This window comes from Actinomycetaceae bacterium MB13-C1-2 (genome assembly GCA_035621235.1).
Classification (GTDB): Bacteria; Actinomycetota; Actinomycetes; order Actinomycetales; family Actinomycetaceae; genus Scrofimicrobium.
This window is the reverse complement of record CP141731.1, coordinates 2,524,213-2,545,294: the sequence shown is the minus strand read 5'-3', so window position 1 is coordinate 2,545,294 and position 21,082 is coordinate 2,524,213. Positions and strand designations below refer to the sequence as shown.

Annotated in this window: 14 protein-coding genes; 4 read left to right on the top strand and 10 right to left on the bottom strand. The window is 57.1% G+C overall.

The features are described from left to right. The first annotated feature begins 252 nt into the window (after positions 1-252). Entirely contained in the window at positions 253-1,935 is a 1,683-nt protein-coding gene (gene ettA, locus U6G28_11325) for an energy-dependent translational throttle protein EttA (protein WRS30079.1), read from the top strand. 128 nt (positions 1,936-2,063) lie between these two features. Here the strand turns inward: ettA and U6G28_11320 are convergent, their stop codons facing one another. Further along, positions 2,064-3,086 carry an acyl-CoA thioesterase domain-containing protein gene (locus U6G28_11320; protein WRS30078.1) on the bottom strand — a complete coding sequence of 341 codons (1,023 nt, stop codon included), beginning with the start codon at positions 3,084-3,086 and terminating at the stop codon, positions 2,064-2,066. Positions 3,087-3,199: 113 nt separating this feature from the next. Between U6G28_11320 and malQ the strand changes: the two genes are divergently transcribed. Then, positions 3,200-5,389, top strand: coding sequence for a 4-alpha-glucanotransferase (malQ, locus tag U6G28_11315; protein ID WRS30077.1), 2,190 nt, complete (start codon positions 3,200-3,202; stop codon positions 5,387-5,389). Between the two features lie 12 nt (positions 5,390-5,401). On the opposite strand, the gene U6G28_11310 is transcribed toward malQ, so the two are convergent. From U6G28_11310 to U6G28_11270, 9 genes are all read right to left on the bottom strand, one after another. After that, positions 5,402-5,665 carry a glucose PTS transporter subunit EIIB gene (locus U6G28_11310; protein ID WRS30076.1) on the bottom strand — a complete coding sequence of 88 codons (264 nt, stop codon included), beginning with the start codon at positions 5,663-5,665 and terminating at the stop codon, positions 5,402-5,404. A 144-nt stretch (positions 5,666-5,809) separates the two neighbouring features. Further along, positions 5,810-8,371, bottom strand: coding sequence for an aminopeptidase N (gene pepN, locus U6G28_11305; GenBank protein ID WRS30075.1), 2,562 nt, complete (start codon positions 8,369-8,371; stop codon positions 5,810-5,812). 127 nt (positions 8,372-8,498) lie between these two features. After that, positions 8,499-10,505 carry a M13-type metalloendopeptidase gene (locus U6G28_11300; GenBank protein ID WRS30074.1) on the bottom strand — a complete coding sequence of 669 codons (2,007 nt, stop codon included), beginning with the start codon at positions 10,503-10,505 and terminating at the stop codon, positions 8,499-8,501. A gap of 339 nt (positions 10,506-10,844) precedes the next feature. Further along, entirely contained in the window at positions 10,845-11,111 is a 267-nt protein-coding gene (locus tag U6G28_11295; GenBank protein ID WRS30073.1) for a hypothetical protein, read from the bottom strand. Between the two features lie 369 nt (positions 11,112-11,480). Continuing rightward, positions 11,481-11,936: a single-stranded DNA-binding protein gene (locus U6G28_11290; protein ID WRS30072.1), complete on the bottom strand. Its 456-nt coding sequence runs from the start codon at positions 11,934-11,936 to the stop codon at positions 11,481-11,483. Between the two features lie 117 nt (positions 11,937-12,053). Continuing rightward, positions 12,054-12,323 carry a metal-sensitive transcriptional regulator gene (locus U6G28_11285; GenBank protein ID WRS31248.1) on the bottom strand — a complete coding sequence of 90 codons (270 nt, stop codon included), beginning with the start codon at positions 12,321-12,323 and terminating at the stop codon, positions 12,054-12,056. Between the two features lie 153 nt (positions 12,324-12,476). Beyond that, positions 12,477-14,735 carry a heavy metal translocating P-type ATPase gene (locus U6G28_11280; protein ID WRS30071.1) on the bottom strand — a complete coding sequence of 753 codons (2,259 nt, stop codon included), beginning with the start codon at positions 14,733-14,735 and terminating at the stop codon, positions 12,477-12,479. Between the two features lie 50 nt (positions 14,736-14,785). Then, complete coding sequence (locus U6G28_11275) at positions 14,786-14,953, bottom strand: hypothetical protein (protein WRS30070.1); 168 nt, start codon at positions 14,951-14,953, stop codon at positions 14,786-14,788. Continuing rightward, positions 14,950-15,192, bottom strand: coding sequence for a heavy-metal-associated domain-containing protein (locus U6G28_11270; protein ID WRS30069.1), 243 nt, complete (start codon positions 15,190-15,192; stop codon positions 14,950-14,952). Before U6G28_11270 ends, U6G28_11275 begins: the two co-directional genes overlap by 4 nt. 411 nt (positions 15,193-15,603) lie before the next feature. Here U6G28_11270 and ileS point away from each other — a divergent pair, with 411 nt between their 5' ends. Together ileS and U6G28_11260 are read left to right on the top strand one after the other, a co-directional pair. Then, positions 15,604-18,927, top strand: coding sequence for an isoleucine--tRNA ligase (gene ileS / locus U6G28_11265; GenBank protein ID WRS30068.1), 3,324 nt, complete (start codon positions 15,604-15,606; stop codon positions 18,925-18,927). 358 nt (positions 18,928-19,285) lie between these two features. Next, positions 19,286-20,956, top strand: a complete 1,671-nt coding sequence (locus tag U6G28_11260) for a folylpolyglutamate synthase/dihydrofolate synthase family protein (protein ID WRS30067.1) — start codon at positions 19,286-19,288, stop codon at positions 20,954-20,956. The last annotated feature ends 126 nt before the right edge of the window (positions 20,957-21,082 follow it).

The window sequence follows — 21,082 nt, the reverse complement described above, 5'->3', positions numbered from 1 at the left end:
ACTGGTTGTGGCCTCTATGGAGTTGCTTCTGTTGATGGCGCTCCCGGTTAGCGGTGGGAAGCACCAAAAAACGGTGTTGCTTAGACTTTCGCGCAGCCTCAGTCGCCCGGTGAGACCAGTGGTTGTATCGCTTCCATAGACTTCAGTCGTCCACTTAGTGAGGCGACTGACTCACTTCGGGCTTAGAACAAGTCGAACCTCCGTCTAGCATTGATAACAGCTATTCCGCACCCAACTGAGATACGGAGAATCGTGGCAGAGTACATTTACTCGATGGTCCGCGCTCGTAAGGCGCACGGCGACAAGGTCATCCTCGATGACGTGACGATGGCGTTCCTTCCTGGAGCGAAGATCGGCATGGTTGGACCCAACGGCGCCGGCAAATCCTCGATCCTAAGGATCATGGCGGGACTCGATGAACCATCGAATGGTGAGGCGCGTCTGACTCCCGGTTTCACCGTGGGAATCCTGGAGCAAGAGCCGAAGCTTGATGAGTCAAAGACCGTTCTCGAGAACGTTCAGGAGGGCGTAAAGGGAACCGTTGATAAGCTCGCACGTTACAACGAGATTTCTGAGCAGATGGCCGACCCAGACGCTGACTTCGACAAGCTTCTTGCCGAAATGGGCGATTTGCAGACTCAGATCGACGCAGTGAACGGCTGGGATTTGGACTCGCAACTGGCGCAGGCCATGGATGCCCTGCGTTGTCCTCCAGGCGACGAGCAGGTAAGTGTCCTCTCCGGTGGCGAGCGTCGTCGCGTGGCGCTGTGCAAGCTATTACTTGAGCAACCTGACCTTCTTCTGCTCGACGAGCCCACGAACCACCTGGATGCGGAGTCCGTGCTCTGGCTCGAACAGCACCTAAAAAGTTACCCGGGTGCGGTCATTGCCGTCACCCACGATCGCTACTTCCTAGATCACGTCGCCGAGTGGATTGCCGAGGTCGATCGCGGGCGACTTTATGCGTATGAGGGAAACTACACCACCTACCTAGAAGAGAAGCAGCGCCGACTGCAGATTCAGGGCAAGAAAGATCAGAAACTTGCCAAGCGGCTTAAGGACGAACTCGACTGGGTACGCACTAGCGCTAAGGGCCGCCAAGCCAAGCAGAGGGCACGACTTGAGCGTTACGAAGAAATGGCGGCCGAAGCCGAACGTACCCGAAAGATGGACTTCGAGGACATTCAGATTCCTCCCGGCCCCAGACTGGGAAGCGTGGTCATTGAGGCCGATGACCTAAAGAAGGGATTCGGTGATCGTGTCCTCATTGAGGACCTAAGTTTCTCACTTCCTCCAAACGGCATAGTCGGTGTCATTGGCCCCAACGGTGTCGGAAAGACGACTCTGTTCAAAACCATCGTCGGCCTAGAGCCGCTCGATGATGGGGAACTCAATATTGGTGAAACCGTGAAGATCTCTTACGTAGATCAAAACCGAGCGGGAATCGACCCCGATAAGCCGCTGTGGGAGGTTGTCTCTGATGGACTTGACTACATTCAGGTGGGGAACGTTGAGATGCCATCGCGCGCCTATATTTCAGCCTTTGGTTTCAAGGGAGCCGATCAGCAGAAGCCTGCCGGAGTTCTCTCCGGCGGAGAGCGTAACCGCCTCAATCTGGCGCTAACCCTCAAACAGGGCGGTAACCTGTTGCTGCTTGACGAGCCGACCAACGATCTGGACGTTGAGACCCTTGGCTCCCTCGAAAAGGCGCTCGAAGAGTTCCCGGGTTGCGCCGTGGTCGTAACCCACGACCGCTGGTTCCTTGACCGCGTCGCCACTCACATCTTGGCGTGGGAGGGTACCGACGAGGACCCGGCTAAGTGGTACTGGTTCGAGGGTAACTTCGAGGCTTACGAGAAGAACAAGATCGAACGGTTGGGCCCCGAGGCAGCACGTCCGAAGAGCGCTACTCACAGACGCCTAACCCGCGACTAACAGACGCCCAACCCGAAGAAATCCTCGACTAGCCCCTCTCGGGATTCTTTAGGTCATCAGAACACACGAGTTCGAGTCCGGAAGTCCCCTGGGTAGTCCTTGGCCGCGCTGGAGAGTGCCGCAAAGGACTACCTCGACTCGTTGAGGGTCCAGTGACCCGAAGAGCGCTCACCATCTTTGGGGATGCGGATCATGCCCTCCTGTGATGCTGAAGCCACTAGCCTGCCCCCGCGCGTATAGATGCGAACATCTGACTTTGCACGCGAGTTGCTGACCGAACTGGATTCGCCCGAGAACAGCAGCCAGTCATTGATATCGACGTCTCGGTGGAACCACATTGAGTGGTCAATTGATGCCAGTGACATCCCGGGGGCGGACCAGTAGAGTCCTACCGACCGCAGGCTCGGTTCGAGCATGACCTGGTCAACTACATAGGCCAACAAAGCTCGATGAATGACCTGAGGGGCCCCATCAGGCACCGCAGATCGGATCTTCATCCACAGTTGCTGAGAGGGCGTACTCTCCGCGGGCGCTCCAACGTAGAGAGATTTCTGTACGTGGCGGACATCGAATGCCGCTGTTTTACCGAGAAACTTCGACACTGGATGATCGATGGTGCGGAAAAGCTCCAGCGCCGAATCGACCTCTTCTGGAGGTGGCACGTCACGGTGATTTACCTGTGACTCGATTCCCTCTTCATTTGCCTGAAAGGATGTGGTCATGGTGAGGATTTCTCGGTCATCCTGCCAGGCGGTAACCGAGCGAGCCGAGAAAGAACGCCCATCGCGGAGTCGAGTGACATCAAAACGAAGCGTCTCGTCCGGGTTTCCGCCGCGCAGGAAGTAGGCGTGCAGGGAGTGCGGGAGCCGTGCCTCGTCGTCCACTGTTGCCGCTGCCGAAAGTAGTCCCTGAGCGATCACCTGACCGCCGTAGATACGTCGAACCTGGGGGAGCGAGTCTCCCTCGAACGAGTCGGCATCCAGGGCTGATCCGTTGATGTCCGTCTCCGAAGCGATGAGTCCTCGTGCGATCGCCGTTCGATATTCGTCAGCGAGGTTTAGGGAGTTTGGGACTTTTCTCAGTTGAAGTACCCGTAGCACTGACGCGACTGGTTCTTCATCGATTTCAGGAACGTGAATGGGCCTAGGCATGTAGTCCATTCTCTAGCCTGATGCCGATACTCTGGACGCGAAGTCTGCCACTTGATCGCGGTATTCTCTAATGGCGGACAGCTGACGCGGGTTCAGATTGTGTAGGGGAGATCATGGGCGAAGATGCGAGCGGACACGATTCCAGAGAGCAGATGGATATCGACGCCCTGCGACACCTCGCGGGGCTAAATCGTGTTGCAACCTCGTACTACGGATTTACGGGCGAACTCTTGCAGGTTTCCGAAGAATCCCTGCTCCGCGTGCTTCAGTCCATGGGACTACCGGTATGGCCCGGCTGTTCGAACGAAGCCATATACAGGGCGATCGAACATGCTGAGAGTCTTCCCTGGATGCGAACTCTCCCGGTTTGTACCGTTGTTCGCGAGGGGCAGGAAGCGGACATCTACGTCCACGTCAATGACGGTCAGCAGGTCGATGTCTGGTATGTGCTTGAGGACGGAACCGGTGGCGACCTAGCACAGAGGGACAACTACGTTCCCCCGCAGATGGTCGACGGCATCTTGCGAGGGAGGGCTACCTTCCAGATTCCAGGAGATCTTCCTTTGGGATATCACCGTGTCTACGCACGGGTTGAGGGCCGTGAGCCAGTTTCAGCACACCTCTACATTGTCCCAAACCGCGTGGATCCCTCCGTCCTATCGGGCGACCAGCGTTACTGGGGAGTCAACGTCCAGGCGTACTCGGTTATGTCACGAAACTCCTGGGGGGTAGGAGACTGTGCGGACCTCTCAAATCTGGTTGCGGTGTGTGCGCAAGAGGGTGCCGACTTCGTCCTCATTAACCCTCTGCACGCTTCCGAGACGGTGACGCCGATCGATAACTCGCCCTATCGTCCTGTTTCAAGGCGCTGGTTAAGCGCGATGTACATTCGTCCGGAGGACATCCCAGAGTATGCCCGACTGTCCGAATACAAGCGAAAGAGGATCAACGAGTTACGTGAGTCCACCTCGAACCAGGATCGTCGCGCTCAGCTAAAGCGTGACGAGACGTGGAAAGCTAAAGACCAAGCTCTTCGCTGGATATTCGAAGTGCCAAGGTCCCTACATCGCGCGGCTGAGTTCAATGCGTTCTGCGTGGAAGGCGGCAGTGACCTGTATCGTCACGCCCTCTGGTCAGCTATCACAGATGTACTGGGGACAAGCGAGCTGCCCGAGGAATACCGAAGCGCTGCGACTGAGGAGTCCAGGGCATTCGGCGAGGAGCACGCAGAGCTGGTCCACTACTATCAGTGGTTACAGTGGATCGCAGCCGAGCAACTTCAAGAACCAAACCGGGTGGCTCACCGAATCGGAATGCCTATTGGTGTAATGGCTGATCTGGCCGTTGGGATTCATCCGACAGGTTCGGATTACTGGTCTTCGCCCCAGTTGTTTGCGCCTGGAATGTACGTTGGTGCCCCGCCGGACATGTATGCGCAAAAGGGCCAGTCGTGGACGCAACCCCCGTGGATTCCACCGCGCCTTGAGGAGGAGGGATACGAGCCTTTCAAACAGGTCATCCGCTCCGCATTGCAACTGGCAGATGCGCTGCGAATCGATCACATCCTGGGACTGTTCCGGCTATGGTGGCTACCTGCGGACGGTAGTCCCGCTGATGGAACCTACGTCTACTTCGACCACGAGGCGATGGTCGGGATTTTGTTGTTGGAGGCTCACCGTCGCGACGCGGTCCTCATTGGGGAGGATCTTGGAACCGTGGAACCGTGGGTGCGGAACTATCTCGCTGAACGAGGGATCCTCGGAACGTCGGTGTTCTGGTTCGAAATGGACGATCTAGGGATGCCGATCCACACAAACAGCTACCGACGCGACGTCCTGGCTACGGTGAACACGCACGATCTCCCTCCGACCGCCGGATATCTGGAGGGGGTCCAGACCGCGATTCGTAGTGAGTTAGATTTGCTGGTTGACCCGGTGGAGTTGGTAAAAGAACGAGATCGCGCAGAACAAGAGAAGACCATCGCGCGGCTAACTGAGTACGGCCTACTTCCGGCCGATCCAACAAAACAACAGATTATTGAGGCACTTCACCAGTACGTCTCAAGAACTCCCTCACGCCTCGTGGCGGCCGCCCTGGTGGATGAAGTGGGGGAGAAACGTCCCCAGAACTTCCCGGGGACCGAGCATGAGTATCCGAACTGGAGGGTCCCGCTCGCGGACAGTGAAGGAAATAGAGTCTGGTTAGAAGATCTAGGCAAGCGGGCGGCCGGGGTGGAGGGCGAGGGCGTCTTTGCCGTGATGCGTAGCGAGTTCGGGCGAGGAAAGCGCGAAATCCTCAGCTAGATCGCTTGACCACTAGATAATCTCGTTGATCTTCGTTGCTAGATCGTCTGCGATTGGACCAACCACGACCTGTACGGATCCGCCGACCTGCACGACTCCAAAGGCTCCAGCCTTCGAGAGCGCATCCTGATCGACCACATTCGGGTCGAGTACATCAACGCGCAGTCGGGTTATGCAAGGCTCGATTTCTAAGACGTTTGCCTTGCCACCCAGGCCGGTCAGTATCTCTTCAGCTTGAGACATGTGTAAGACCCCGCTCACTTTGCTCGCGGCCATGAGTGTTTCTTCTTGGCCGTTTCGTTCAAGGTATCACCGAGCGGACTGAAGAGAGCCAAGTTGTGAGCCGCTCCCCAGCAAATCTGGGGAGCGGCTCGTCACACTTTTGTTCTGTGTCGAACTTACGTCCGATACAGAACGCAATCAGTCGAGTTCATCGACCTTCTGTGCCACGAGCATGCGTTCGCAATCTGAGCGAGACTCGGCGACCAGACGACGCAAAGACTCGGGTTGATCCGTATGGTCTACCAGCCATTGTTGCGCGCGCCCGGCAATGTCCTCGTTTGGGATATACCCCGTAAGCGGGTCGGGGAACATGATGGTAACGAGACGTGAGGCAATATGGAAGGTGTGTTCCTCCCACGTCTTTGCCAACTGGTCGAAGAAGCGCTCAATGTAGCGCTGGTACTCAAGTGGTTTGGTGCGAGAATGCGACCAGAAACCCTGAGCCATTGACCAACGAGTGTCATTCGGAATCTCGACATCGTGCATGATTGCCTGCCAAGTCTTCTCGCGTACCGAATCAGAATCTACGGTTGCGCGGGCACGAGCTGCGTTCTGGTCTCCGGTAAGGGAGGAGTCCTCAGCCTGGAGTCCAGCGATTTCCTCCTCACCCACACGTCCGGCGCGAACCAGTGCGAACAGCAAATCCCAGCGAAGATCCAGGCTCATATCAAGACCATCGAGGACTTCCGTTCCTCGGTACAGCGAGTCAATGAAGTCGTATTGCCCCACGCTGACGCTACGCCTTGAAAGGGACTGCACCAGCATCTTTTGGGCATCTGACCCGGGCTCGGCGTCTTTGGCAAGTTCGAGGATTCGGGAAGCAACTGACTCCATTCGCGCCCCTCGATTCGTCGGCGCGACAAAGGAAGTCACTGCTTCGTCGATTTGCCGGAGTATCTGAGAGCGAGCCGAGACGGAGTCCTCAACCTTCAGGTCTTCGAGTGCGAGGTCCAGGAACTCGGTCGCGGGCATTTCGCCGTCCCGGGTCATGTCCCACGCGGCCGCAATCAGAATACGGCGAGTTAGAGCATCTGGGAACTTCGCGATGTTGCGGGTTACGAATCCAAGTGACTCTCTGTCCAGCCTGATTTTGGCATACGCCAGATCCTGATCGTTTACCAAGATCAGATCCGGGCGATGTTTGCCAAGGGCTTCAGCAACCTGAGTGCGCTCACCGTCAACGTCCATTGCTTCACTGAAGACCTGATGGACTTTGTCGTCCTCGCCCAGCGAGTAGCCCGCGACGATTAGTGCATGGGGTCGCAGTGATGCGCCCGGTGTGAAGACCTCCTGGACCACGTCCAAGCCAGTAATGACGTCATATTCATCCACTGTGACCTCGGGGCGGAGCGTGGTTACGCCGGCTTCCTCGACCCAAACCTTGGTCCAATGATCCATATCGCGACCTGAAGCTGCTTCGAGTTCGGAGAGCAGATCCTCAAGAGTGGCGTTGGCATACGCGTGCTTGGTCAGGTACGCGTTTAGGCCCTTGAAGAAGTTTTCGCGACCAACGTACGCAACCATCTGACGCAGAACTGAGGCACCCTTGGCGTAGGTGATGCCGTCAAAGTTGACTTCAACATCCTCGAGATCGCGGATCGGTGCCTTTACCGGGTGGGTGGACGGCTTCTGGTCCTGGGATAGTCCCCAGTCCTTGCGATTCATGAAGCCGACCCAAGCATCGGACCAGCGCGTGGCCTCTGCGGTGGCGAGGTGAGCCATGAACTCGGCAAAAGACTCATTGAGCCAAAGGTCGTCCCACCACTTCATGGTTACCAGGTCGCCAAACCACATGTGAGCCAGTTCGTGAAGAATGGTATTGGTTCGACTCTCAAGTTCCCAGTCCGTGGGCTGGGAACGGAAAATATACTGATCGCGGAAGGTAATGCAGCCGGCATTCTCCATTGCTCCCGCGTTGTACTCAGGGACGAAGATCTGGTCGTACTTCGTGAACGGATAGGGGATGCCGTATGCGTTCTCGAAGAAATCAAAGCCCTGCTCGGTGATCTCCATGATCAGATCGGCATCAAGATACTGAGCCAGTGAAGCGCGGCAGTAGACACCGAGGTCGATCTCGCGGCCGTCAATGGAGCGAATAACGCCTGTCTTACCCTCGTACGGTCCCGCAATGATCGCGGTGATGTACGTGGAGATGCGTTCAGTCGGCGCAAAACGGAAGGTGGCGAAATCGCCCTCTATCTGCGGGGTTGGAGTCGGAGACATCGAGAGAACCGTCCAGTCCTTTGGAACCTTGACTGTGAAGGTGAACGTCGCCTTGAGATCGGGTTGCTCAAAGGTTGGATAAACACGACGGGCATCGGGAACCTCAAACTGTGAGTAGAGGTAAACTTTGCCATCAGCGGGATCGACACTGCGATGTAGCCCTTCGCCCGTATGCATGTATTTGAAGTCTGCATCGATGACCAGGGTGTTGTGTTCCTTCAGGTCGCTGATTGGCAGACGATAGTCCCGATATGTTGAGGCATCAAGAGTCCGACCGTTTAGCTCGGCCGAATGAATGGTCTCAGCGACCATGTCCACAAAGGTTTCGCTTCCAGGTGTTGCATCGAAGGCGATGGTTGCTTTGGTACGAAAGACCTTGTCGCTACCGGTTAGGTCCAGGTCAACGTCGTAGCTGTCGACAGTGATCAGCGAGGCCCTCTGTTGTGCTTCTTCCAGGGTTAGGTTCAGTCCCGGCATGTTCTAGTTCCTTCTTGTTGTTCTCGGATTTCCAATCACATAGGGTCGCAACACGCCGATAAAGTCGGCGAAATCGCCCCCCTATATGATTGGAAATCTTTGGTTTGGCTTGTGTGTACGACGGCGGTTACCAGATGGTGACTCGGTCCTCGGGTGCGATCCACATGGCATCTTCCTCGTTCAGACTGTAGTAGTCCGCAAAGGCATCCATATTCGAAAGAATGCCATTGCAACGAAACTCGGCGGGCGAATGAGGATCGATTGCAAGCAGCTGGATCGCGAAATCATCACGATACTTGCTTCGCCAGATTGCGGCCCAGGAGGCGAAAAATCGTTCGGGTCCCGTAAGGCCATCAATAACACGTGCATCTGACGGACTCGCGATTCCTTGTTCTTGAAGTGCTGCCTGCCACGCTTGCCATGCGATGCCAAGACCGCCAAGGTCACCGATGTTCTCGCCGATGGTGAGGGCGCCGTTTACCTTGTTGGAATCGTCGAGTGCAGCAGGAGAGTATCCGTTGTACTGATTGATTAGGGCTTTGGTGCGCTCCTCGAAAGCCGCCTTGTCCTCGTCCGTCCACCAGTCGTTGACTGCGCCTAGCTCATCGAACTGGGCGCCCTGATCGTCAAAACCATGTCCGATTTCGTGACCGATGACAGCACCAATACCTGCGTAGTTAACAGCATCATCGGCCTCGGGGTCGAAGAACGGAGGCTGGAGGATCGCGGCCGGAAAGACGATCTCATTCATCGTTGGCTGATAGTAGGCATTCACGGTATGAGGGGTCATCAACCACTCGGTGCGGTCGACCTCTGTCCCTAGTTTGCTGAACTCCCACTCAAGATCGAAGGCCTCCGAGGCAAGAATGTTTTCGAGTAGGCCCTGCTCCTCTGAAAACTCCAGGCCGCTGTAGTCACGCCACTTATCCGGGTACCCGATTTTCGGCATGAAAGTGTCGAGCTTAATCAGGGCTTTCTTTTTAGTTTCCTCTCCCATCCAGTCAAGCTTTTTGATTGAACCGCGATAGGCCTCAAGGAGGTTCCGGACCATTCGCTCCATTCGCTCCTTATACTCGGCGGGGAAATGGCGCTCGACGTAGAGACGACCCATATCAAACCCGACCGCGTCCTCGACAAGACCGAGCGCTCGTTTCCAGCGTGGACGCATCTTCTCGATTCCAGAAAGGGTACGACCATAGAAGTCGAAGCGTTCTTCAGCAATCTCGTTGCTTAGATACGGGGCAAAGTCGTCGGCAATCTGACGAGCCATCCAGTATTTGAGGGTGTGCAGGTGAGAGCTCTTCCATAGCTGGGCCGCTTCGCCCATGTAATCGGGCATAAAGCTGACAATCGGTTTATCTGAGAGGTCGATGCCCAGTCCGCGCTGCCATTCGGTCCACTGGAAGTCCGGGGCATCGGCTACCAGTTCCTCCCACGTTCGAGGATTGTTGGTGGCCTGAATGTCACGGCACTTGACGATGTCCCAGTGATGGCCGGCGAGTAGAGTCTCGAATGTCATGACTTCTGTAGCAGCTTCCGGAGCGGCTTCTTGAGTAGTCACGCCAACCAGAGGAAACAGCCTGGTGATGTGTTCGACGTACTTCTGGCGGTAGTCCTCGTACTCGGGTTCACGGTAGTACGACTCGTCGGGAAGGCCCAGGCCGGACTGTCCGAAGTAAGCCGCGTAGCGGTCGGTGTTGTTGAGATCTGTCGAGACCTCCATGTCGAACCAACCAGCGACGCCCGAGCGGACTAGGGAGCCAAGAACGAAGGCGAGTTCTTCGTGCGTCTCTGCATTTGCGATCTGTGAAAGTAGTGGCTGAAGAGGTTCTGCTCCGAGGCGGTTAAGTGTCTCCTCGTCCATGAACTGGCTGTAGAGAACTGCGATCCGCTTGGCCGCGTCCCCTTCTAGAGTTCCGGCAACGGCTTCCTCAGCGATGGCGTGGGTCCGATCTTCGCTCAGGTCGGCAAGCTGATAGAAGGCGCCGTCTGACGCTCGGTCAGCGGGTATTTCATGATTCTGGAGCCACGTGCCATTCACGTACCTGTAGAAGTCATCTTGAGGACGAACTGATGTGTCCATCGCTTCTGGGTCTAGGACGTGCGCTCTTAAGTTGATATCAGAACTGGTCATCCGTCCATGTTACCTGCGTGCTGTGCGCTCAAAGTCTGAGGGGTAACGTCGGGGTAATAGTTTCCCAGAGATTTCCCAGGTCTGCCCAAGGGTTTGGCAAAGGTTGTCGCATAGGCTTTTACGCGAGAGATGAAACGTCACTAAGCGCCTGGAGGCGTTTCAATCCTCACACTGTGTTGATGGGATGAACGGGTCTCGACTTTTGAGTCGGGGCCCGTTTCCAGTTCAACTTGGCGAATGTGATCGACTGGACCGGTTCCGTTGCACGCTTCGGACGGAGTCCTGGCTGTTCCTTGTTTTTCGAACCGAAGGCGCTGGCCCGCTTTCTCAGCCGGTCTGTCACTTCATCGTTGTGCTTGTGATCGTCTCGACTGTTGTGGTCGTCTCTTGGCGCGCACGCAGAATCCTAATCAGCCAATAGACATTGACGATACAGATGGCCGCGTTCATCACGAAATATGGCCAGATTCCTAGAGCCAAGTTGTAGAGGGTGGCAATCCCGCTGCCGATCAAGTTCGTTGTTCGAAAGGCAAGAGTGTTGGGGAGTGCCAGTGAGATCACGACGAGTATTGAACCGAGCCAACCGAAAGCCTCAAACCAGTCCATTCTGACTCCTCTAATTTATCCACCTGTTGAGTGGAGGCTGCGCTGCGACGTTGACACGATGAGCTTGACCATCTGGGTCGGTAGCGGGATAACTCGCTCAACAAGCTTGTGAAGAAGCCGAGAGAGCACGCCGCACGCAACCAATTGGGGTGGCGAGTCTATCCAGTTAATTGGGTAGCCACGGCTACTTATGAGGTGAGGAAGGTTACGATTTTGGCGTTCTGATTCTGGATCTGCAGCAATTAACACTCAACGAACACGCGTGCTGCACGAGGGGGCGTCCCCACTGGTAGCCCAGAGTTAGGTCAGACCACTTGAGTTTTCATAGATACTTGCCTCAATAACTGTCAGAGAAGTGTGTCCGTCGGCCTAGAATGGGGCAGCGGAGCTCTCTGAGGTTGGGGCGCCCCACGGGTCGTCTGTCGGCGGACTGTAGGATGCCCCGCCGCTAGTTGCTGATGGAGAAGCACTGCCTTGAGAATCAGCCCAGCGGCGGCTTGGGATGACCCCTAGCATCTTGGGGAATCGTAACGACAGCGAGTTTCCCTCGCCCCCGTCGCGACGTTGGTAGGTCTCCTGAACCAGAGTTCCCTCCACGGTGATTCGGTCGCCTTTACTCAAGACCTCGTTCAATGTCTGCGCTTCCTGCTCCCAAAATGCCACGCTCACCCAGATTGGAGAGCCCACGTCTTCCCACTGTCCCGTGGACTTGTTACGAACAGAAGCAGTCGCATTGATTCGGAAGTCGAGGACCGGCTGCTGCTTCGGGGTCCAACGCAGAACGGGCTCGGTTATTGCTCCGGTGATTTGTGCTCGAAGTGCCATGGCTACCCCTTATCTAGCGGCGTTGCTTGCAACGATTCCAGTCTATGCGCGCCCACCGACAAAGAGGAGGGCAAAGCGTTGTGGCTGGGGAGAACGCCCAGATCCGTTGCCTGTGAATCAAACGCGGACTAGGCGTCTGATAGCTTGCGCAGCTTCTTCGATCTTTGCTTGAGCTTCTTCATCACTCATGCGGGCTGCGCGAACGACGCAGTGGTTCATGTGATCCTCAAGGAGGCCGGTAGCGACCGTCTGGATGGCTCCGGTCAACGCACTTATTTGAGTAAGAATGTCGATACAGTACTTTTCGTCTTCGATCATTTTTGCGATGCCGCGGGCCTGCCCTTCGATACGCCTCATCCGCCGCATATAGTTGGCCTTATCGTTGATGTAACCGTAGTGGGCGGGCTTGTCCTCATCTTCAAGATCTAGTATCGCTGCCACTTCGGCCGTTTCGCTTAGTTCCTCGATATCCTCGATAGCTTCTATCTGATCTTGCGTTGTCATGTGCTGTCCTATCTGCTTAGGTCTAAGGAAAACTGACTAGTCGGCCGCGATACTACGGAATCCGCGAAGTCGCAGGCTATTTCCAACCACAAATACCGAAGAGAATGCCATTGCGGCCCCGGCTAGCATCGGGTTGAGCATTCCAAGGGCGGCAATCGGTATGGCAGCCGTGTTGTATGCAAATGCCCAGAACAGGTTGCCCTTGATCGTTCCCAAGGTTTTGCGTGACAGCCGCACTGCATCCACCGCGCCCCGGAGGTCACCTCGCACCAGAGTGATGTCAGAGGCTTCGATTGCAACATCCGTTCCGGTTCCCATGGCCATGCCCAGATCGGCCTGTGCCAACGCGGGCGCATCATTTACGCCGTCACCGACCATTGCGACTACTCGTTTCTCGCCCTGTAGCCGCTTGATCACATCGACTTTGGCTTCGGGCAAAACCTCGGCGATTACTTCGTCGATACCGACTTGATCAGCGATATATTGGGCGACTTTCTTGTTGTCACCAGTAAGAAGTACCGGTGTTAGACCGATCGCTTTGAACTCGTCGATAGCTTCCGCACTGGTCGGCTTCACGGTGTCTGCAACAACTAGAATGCCTCGGGCGCTACCATCCCAACCAGCGGCGACAACGGTCTTTCCCTCCGACTCGGCCCGGGTCTTCTTAGCGGCGATCTCGGGGGATAGGTCTTGTCCCCAGTCTGCCAGTAGTGACTCGCGACCAACGATAACCAGTTTCCCGTCGACTACGCCTTGAACGCCTTTGCCCTCGACGTTCTTGAAGTCCTCGGGAGGAGTGAGGGCCCCCACCGCCTCTCGTGCGCCATCGGCGATGGCGCGAGCGATCGGATGTTCCGAGGCATCTTCAACGGTTCCGGCGACTCGCAATAGTTCTTCTTGCGGTGTTCCCGTCTCGGCAATAACTTCGACGAGGGTCATCTTTCCCGTGGTGACCGTTCCCGTCTTGTCGAGCACTACGGTATCGATGTCGCGGGTAGATTCGAGGACCTCGGGCCCCTTAATCAAGATGCCCATCTGAGCGCCGCGACCGGTTCCAACCAGCAGAGCCGTCGGGGTTGCAAGCCCAAGCGCGCACGGGCATGCTACGACGAGCACGGCGACTGCGGCGGTGAAGGCCGCTGTCACGGGGAAGCCGGCGCCAAGCCAGGCTCCGAGAGTTGCGGCGGCGATCAGGATCACAACAGGAACGAAGACGCCCGAGACTCTGTCTGCAAGCCTTTGAACCTCCGCCTTACCAGTTTGTGCGTCCTCGACCAGCTTCGCCATCTGAGCCAGCTGGGTATCAGACCCAACCCTGGTAGCTCGCACCACCAGACGACCCCCCGCATTGACGGTGGCGCCGGTTACAGGGTCGCCCTTGGCCACCTCGACCGGGACGGACTCGCCGGTAAGCATCGATTCGTCAACCGCAGAAGTCCCCGAGACCACCACACCATCGGTAGCGATCTTCTCTCCGGGACGTACGACGAACTCATCGCCGACCCTTAACTCGTCAATCGGAACCTTGATCTCAATCCCGTCTTTGAGCAGTGATACGTCTTTGGCACCCAGTTCGAGTAGGGCGCGGAGCGCAGCTCCAGCCTGCCGCTTCGATTTCTTCTCGAAGTAGCGACCCAGAAGAATAAACATTGTGACGCCAGCGGCGACCTCAAGATAGATGTTGGACGCGCCATCTGACGGGGCGACGGTGAGGGTAAACGGATGCTTCATTCCCGGTTCGCCAGCCGTTCCGAAGAACAGGGCATACAGCGACCAAAGGAACGCGGAAAGGGTCCCCATAGAGATCAGTGTGTCCATGGTTGCGGCACCCTGTTTGAGGTTGGCCCAAGCTGCTTTGTGGAATGGCCATGCCGCCCAGACAATCACCGGCGCCGCCAAAGTCAGAGAGAGCCACTGCCAGTTCCTGAACTGGAGTGCCGGAATCATTGCCAGGAGGATGACGGGGACCGCCAGTACCACTGCGCCGATCAACCTTTGACGAAGTTCGGTCAACTCGCGGTCTTCGGGCTGCTCACCGTTATCGACGGGTGCAGTCTTTGGTTTTGGAAGCTCGGCTGAGTATCCGGCCTTCTTCACCTCCTCAACGAGAAGATCGGGGTTGTACCCCTCGGGAACGGTGACCTTGGCCTTTTCGGTGGCGTAGTTGACCGTTGCGGTTACACCATCGAGTTTGTTCAGCTTACGTTCGATCCGGTTCGCGCAGGATGCGCAGGTCATTCCGCCGATATCGAGTTCTATCGACACCCCGGCCGGTGGATTTGTCTGAATACTCATCGTCGCCTCTCTCCCTTACGTAGCACGAGGTCGTTGCTAGCACCGGCTACCTAGTGGCTGTCGTGGCCATGTCCTTCGGATGGAGAGATGGGGGATTGGGTTACACCCGGATCCCAGCCATCGATCTGACCCGTGATCGCGGATGCAACAAAGAAAGCGATCATGAAGACCGCCACCATTGCCGCTGCGAAGAGCGCGAGTCGGGTGCCTGCCTTCACAGTTCTGCGGTTCTGTTGCTTCCACCGCGGAACGCTGGCGTAGCCGAGTACCCCGCTTCGGTAACTGCGGCGAGCACCGCAGCGTCGTCTATCTCTCCTGTAGCGGTAACTACAAGATCGCCTGATTCGGCGCTAACCTGGATGTCAGTAACTCCGGGGATCTCCGACACTTCTTCGCGCACGGACATCTCGCAGTGCCCGCAGGTCATTCCGGTTACTTTGTACGAGGCGGTTGCCATTGGTGGTCTCCTTAGTTCCGTGGTTGTCCTGGTTACAACTGGACAATATACCCCCGGGGGGTATATTGTAAAGACCCTTAACCGCCGTTCGCTTGAGGCCGAGAGCTCTCGTCTCGACGCGCGGAAACTCACAGCCGCCATCTTCGCAATATCAGCCGCGCGCACTTACCATGGAGGGGCATTGAGCCGGCCTAATCCAGCAAGAACGGATCGGGACATCACCGGGGAGCATCCGGAAGAACCGAGGAGTGATCGTTTTACTCCCCGTACTAGAACCGGACGGGTAGGCCCGAGACAGCCGTAATCGAGGGGCGCTCGCTCAGGGCGCAAGCGGGGTGGTACCGCGGGGATTCTGTTGAGAAGCAGAGACCTCGTCCTACGCAAGGGAGCTAGGACACGAGAGGAACCACAATGGTCGCTAAGGACAGTTCAAAGCGATTTCCGTTGCACCGAGAAGACCTTGAGGTCAGTGCTAAACCCTCGTTCCCGAAGATTGAGGAACAGGTGTTGGCATACTGGAAGGAAGACGACACCTTCCAAAAGTCCGTCGACTTCCGTGATGCGGGCGAACGAGGCTCTAATGAGTTTGTTTTCTACGACGGCCCTCCATTCGCGAATGGACTTCCGCACTACGGTCATCTCCTGACCGGATACGTCAAGGACGTTGTCGGTCGATACCAAACGATGATCGGTCACCACGTCGAGCGCCGCTTTGGCTGGGATACCCACGGTCTGCCCGCCGAGCTAGAGACCGAGAAACAGCTTGGCATCGTCGATAAGTCCCAGGTCGAGGGCCCAACTGGAATTGGAATTAAGGCCTTCAACGACGCCTGCGCCGCCTCCGTACTTCGCTACACATCAGAGTGGGAAGACTACGTTACTCGTCAGGCGCGGTGGGTCGACTTTAAGAACGACTACAAGACCCTGGACCCGGAGTACATGGAGTCGGTGATCTGGGCGTTCAAGACCCTGTACGACAAGGGGTACGTTTACGAGGGCTACCGCGTGTTGCCCTACTGCTGGAATGACGAGACGCCGCTGTCTAATCACGAACTCAAGATGGACGACGATATTTACCAGGACCGTCAAGACCAGACGGCGACCGTCGGCGTCCAGCTCCTGGGTGAGGACGGGGAGCCGACGGGAGAGATCGCCCTAATCTGGACCACGACCCCTTGGACGCTTCCGTCTAACTTGGCCATCGCCGTTGGCCCGGATATCGACTATGTTGCTGTGGAGCCTACCAGCGGCGCGCTGGCGGGGAAGAAGGTCATCCTCGCTGAACAACTGCTGGATGTCTATGCGCCTGAGCTTGGAGCAAAGGACCCCTCATCCAAGAAAAAGGAGGGCGACGAGACGGACCTTCCCACTGCCGAGGAACTCGTCGTGTCCCGGATGAAAGGTTCCGACCTGCTCGGCCGCCGGTACGCTCCAATGTTCCCCTATTTTGAGGGACGCGAAGAGGGAGTTCCCGGCCCGAATGCGTTCCAGATTATTGCGGGTGACTTCGTTACGACTGAAGACGGAACGGGTCTGGTACACATTGCCCCCGCCTTCGGTGAAGACGATATGAACGTCTGCTTAGAAGCAGGAATCAAGGCAGTGGTTCCAGTCGATGAGCGTGGACGTTTCACCGCTGAGGTTTCCGACTACCAGGACGTTCAGGTTTTCGACGCGAACCGTCTGATCCTCTCAGACCTGCGCGAGCAGGAGGGTCCGATAGCTCGCGAGGACGAGGCACGCCGTCCCATCCTGGTCCGTCAAGCCTCGTACCTGCACTCATATCCGCACTGCTGGCGCTGCCGTCAGCCTTTGATCTACCGGGCGGTGTCCTCGTGGTTTGTTGAGGTCACTAAGTTCCGTGACCGCATGGTGGAACTGAACCAGCAGATCAACTGGGTTCCAGACCACATCAAGGACGGACAGTTCGGCAAGTGGCTTGAAGGCGCTCGGGACTGGTCCATCAGCCGTAACCGCTTTTGGGGGGCCCCGATCCCGGTCTGGAAGTCGGACAATCCGGAATACCCACGCGTGGACGTTTACGGCTCGTATCAGCAGATTGCCGACGATTTTGGGGTGGATGCCGACAGTATCAACCTGCACCGTCCAGATGTTGACGACCTAGTTCGACCGAACCCAGATGATCCCACGGGGGGCTCCATGATGCGTCGTGTGCCCGAAGTTCTGGACTGCTGGTTCGAGTCTGGTTCGATGCCATTCGCTCAGGTTCACTACCCGTTTGAGAACCAGGACTGGTTCGAAGACCACTACCCGGGTGACTTCATCGTCGAGTACATCGGCCAGACCCGTGGCTGGTTCTACCTGTTGCATGTTCTTGCCACGGCACTTTTTGATCGTCCTGCATTCCTCAACGTCATCTCGCACGGAATCGTTCTGGGTGATGACGGACGCAAGATGAGTAAATCGCTGCGTAATTACCCGGACGTCACGGGGGTCTTCAACGACTACGGGTCCGATGCAATGCGTTGGTTCCTATTGGCTTCGCCAGTGGTACGCGGCGGTAACCTAATCGTCACCTCGGACGGTGTGCGCGACGCGGTTCGCCAGGTGGTTCTGCCTCTCTGGAACGCGTACTACTTCCTGACTCTCTACGGCAACGCGTGTGACGGTGGCGCGGGGATCGCTCCCAGGCGCTTGGATGTGGAGTGCGATGACATTTCCGCTCTTCCTGAGATGGATCGCTACCTCTTGGCCCGAACATACGAGGTGACAAACGAGGTTCGCGCGGCGATGGACGAGTACGATATTGCGCGCGCGACTGCCCGATTGCGCGATCACCTTGAAGTGATCACGAATTGGTACATCCGAACCCAGCGTGACCGCTTCTGGGACGAGGATCGCGATGCGTTTGACACTCTGTACACGGCCCTGGTTGTTTTTGTAGAGGCCGCTGCCCCACTACTTCCGCTGGTGACGGAAGAAATTTGGAGGGGACTAACTGGCGGCGAGTCTGTCCACTTGGCGGACTTCCCGCAGCTTCCTGAGACGTGGATGGACGCCGACCTGGTTGCCAACATGGACGAGGTTCAAGAGATCGTCTCCGCCGCGCACAGCCTCAGAAAAACGAACAATGTTCGGGTGCGCCAACCCCTCGGACGCCTGACTGTGGTGGCGAGCGACCCGGACTCCCTCGTGCAGTTTGCGCCGATTATCGCCCGCGAAGTCAACGTGAAAGAGGTTGATTTTGAGGCACCCGAGGAGTCGGGCTTCGAGGTGAAGCGCACCCTGGGCCTCAACCCGCGAGAATTCCCCGGCGCGGTCCGCCCTCTCACTTCTAAGCTATTTGCTGCTGCAAAGAGCGGACAGTGGGAAGAAGCTCGCGAGGCTGACACAGTCCGTTTCCCAGCAGTGGAACTCGACGGGGCACCTGTGGAACTTTCCGGAGATCAGTTCACCCTGACAATCGGGGTGGAGGCGAGCGGGGATGAGGTTGCCGCGGTGCTGGACTCGGGGGCATTCGTCATTCTGGATACCGCCGTGTCGGAAGACCTAGAGCAAGAAGGCTACGCTCGCGACCTGGTTCGTGCTATCCAGGACGCTCGTAAGGACGCAGGTTTTCACGTTGCGGATCGCATCAGGATCGATCTGGTCGTCCCGGAGGGCCGCTTGGTTGCCGCCCGGGCGTTCGAGGACATGATTGCGAAGGAGACCCTGGCGTTGGAACTTGAGATCGTCGCCGGGGCGGAGCAGTCGGTTAGGGTCACGAAGCTCTAGAGACTCCGGGGTGCTTCTGGTCTTGAGTCTCCCGGTGCGCCCCGTGGTTTCTTGCGTCATTTGCGTGTTTGCTGGGCGGAAGTGCCACTCCGGCGGATATCTTGCGATGGAGCCCTGCTATTGTTGCCTGCTGGGCTGAGTATCTGCCGGTGTGGCCTCTTTCCAGAAGAAATCATGCGGAACATAGGGCTTCCGTAGTCAACCCTGGCAGAGACTCCCCTCCCACATGAGCACTTTGTGGATGAACCTGTTCTCTGACGGACTGAATATTCCCGTCCCACACGGGCACTTCCCAGGCACAAACACCCGAATAGTCCGACTTACGGTAACGCCGGACCAAGCGACTAGAGTTTTCACCATGAGTGATTCGACTGGCGCCGGGACCGGCGACGAGCAGAACTTCGATCTTCCACACGGGATCGACCCCGAACTGATCCCCTATCTGATCGCGGCCGACGAGGATGACGAGTCGGACGATGACCAAGACGATGTGCCTTCAGAAGGCAGCGGCGAGGAAGACGAGGATGAGGGCGACCTTGAACAACTTCGGCGGATCGTCAAAGAAACACTGCTGGCAGGAGCCGACCCCGAGCTAATCGCATCCATCCTTGAGGAAGATAGCGATGAGGATCGGGGAGAGATAGATCCCGACACCCAACGGATCGCCGAACACGAGGCCCTGCTGGACGAGGCAGAAGCCGAAGCGGAGCTAAACGTCGTCTACCAGGACTTGATAACCAGGACGCCCGAGCACGACTTCGATCCAACCCTAGATCGAGTCCAGCAGGTGCTCTACATCCTCGGTGACCCTCAGGACGCGTATCCGATACTTCACATTGCGGGGACGAACGGCAAGACCTCTACCACCCGTCTTTCCTCGGCCCTACTTAGCGGATTCGGACTTCGCGTGGGTGCGTTTACTTCACCGCACCTGACGAGTGTGCGTGAACGGATCCAAGTGAACGGACAGCCTCTTTCAGCGCGAGAGTTCCTCTCTGCCTGGCAGGACGTTTCCCCATATATCGACATGGTTGATGAGAAGGCCGACGAGGCTGGAACCCCAAAGATCTCCTACTTTGAAGCCTTGGCGATTACTGCGCTTGCGGCTTTTGCAGACATTCCGGTCGACGCTGCCGTTATCGAGGTCGGATTGGGCGGTCGCTTTGACGCAACCAACGTGGTGAACTCTGGTGTCCAGGTCATCACCCCGATCTCCTTTGACCACCAGAAATACCTGGGGAACACCATTGAGGAGATTGCGGGGGAGAAAGCCCAGATTATCAAGCCTGGGTCAATCGTCGTGGTTTCGAGTCAGGACCCTGCGGCACTCGCGGTCATCGAACAGCGGATACAGGAGACTGACTCGATCATGCGTCTGCAGGATCGTGACTGGGCGGTCGAGTCTAGACAGCCGGGCGTTGGCGGGCAGATGATCTCCGTTCGCACGCCTGCGGCGTTGTACGAGGAGTTGTTTATTCCCCTGCATGGCGAGCATCAGGCGCAGAACGCGGCTGCCGCGTTGGTTGCCGTCGAGGCCATCATGGGTGGCAAGGCCCTGCCGCCGGAGGTTGTAGAGGCGGGGTTCCTTCAGGCTCGTTCGCCCGGAAGACTCGAAATCGTTAGACGATCACCGACCGTGATCGTTGACGCCGCGCACAATCCAGCTGGAGTTGCGGCCATGAGAACCGGACTCGCAGAAGCCTTCCACCTCGACTACTTGGTGGGCGTGTTTTCGGCCATGGCCGACAAGAATATTGAGGCAATGCTGGTCGAAATTGAGCCAGCCATGGATCAGATAGTGTTGACGCAGATGCAGGGGGCACGTCCCATCGACATTGATGATCTCACAGAGATCGCGGTGGGGGTCTTTGGCGAGGACCGAGTCCACGTCAAGCCCGACCTCGCCGATGCGTTGGAAGAGGCCGTGAAGCTAATGGACGCGCCGAGTGATCCGAGTCTTCAGAGAGCGGTCGTTGCGTTTGGTTCCATCATGCTTGCTGGCGACGTGACCGCGCTGTTTCAGCGGTAGTTCACTTGGTACCCGCTCCCGGGCGCTGACAACGTCATCGTGGGATGGCAAGATTGGAGGCGAACGCCCTGTCCAGCGTCGGCTCAGGCACTAGAGTTCTTCGCTGCCACGGAGGTTCCGCCACGC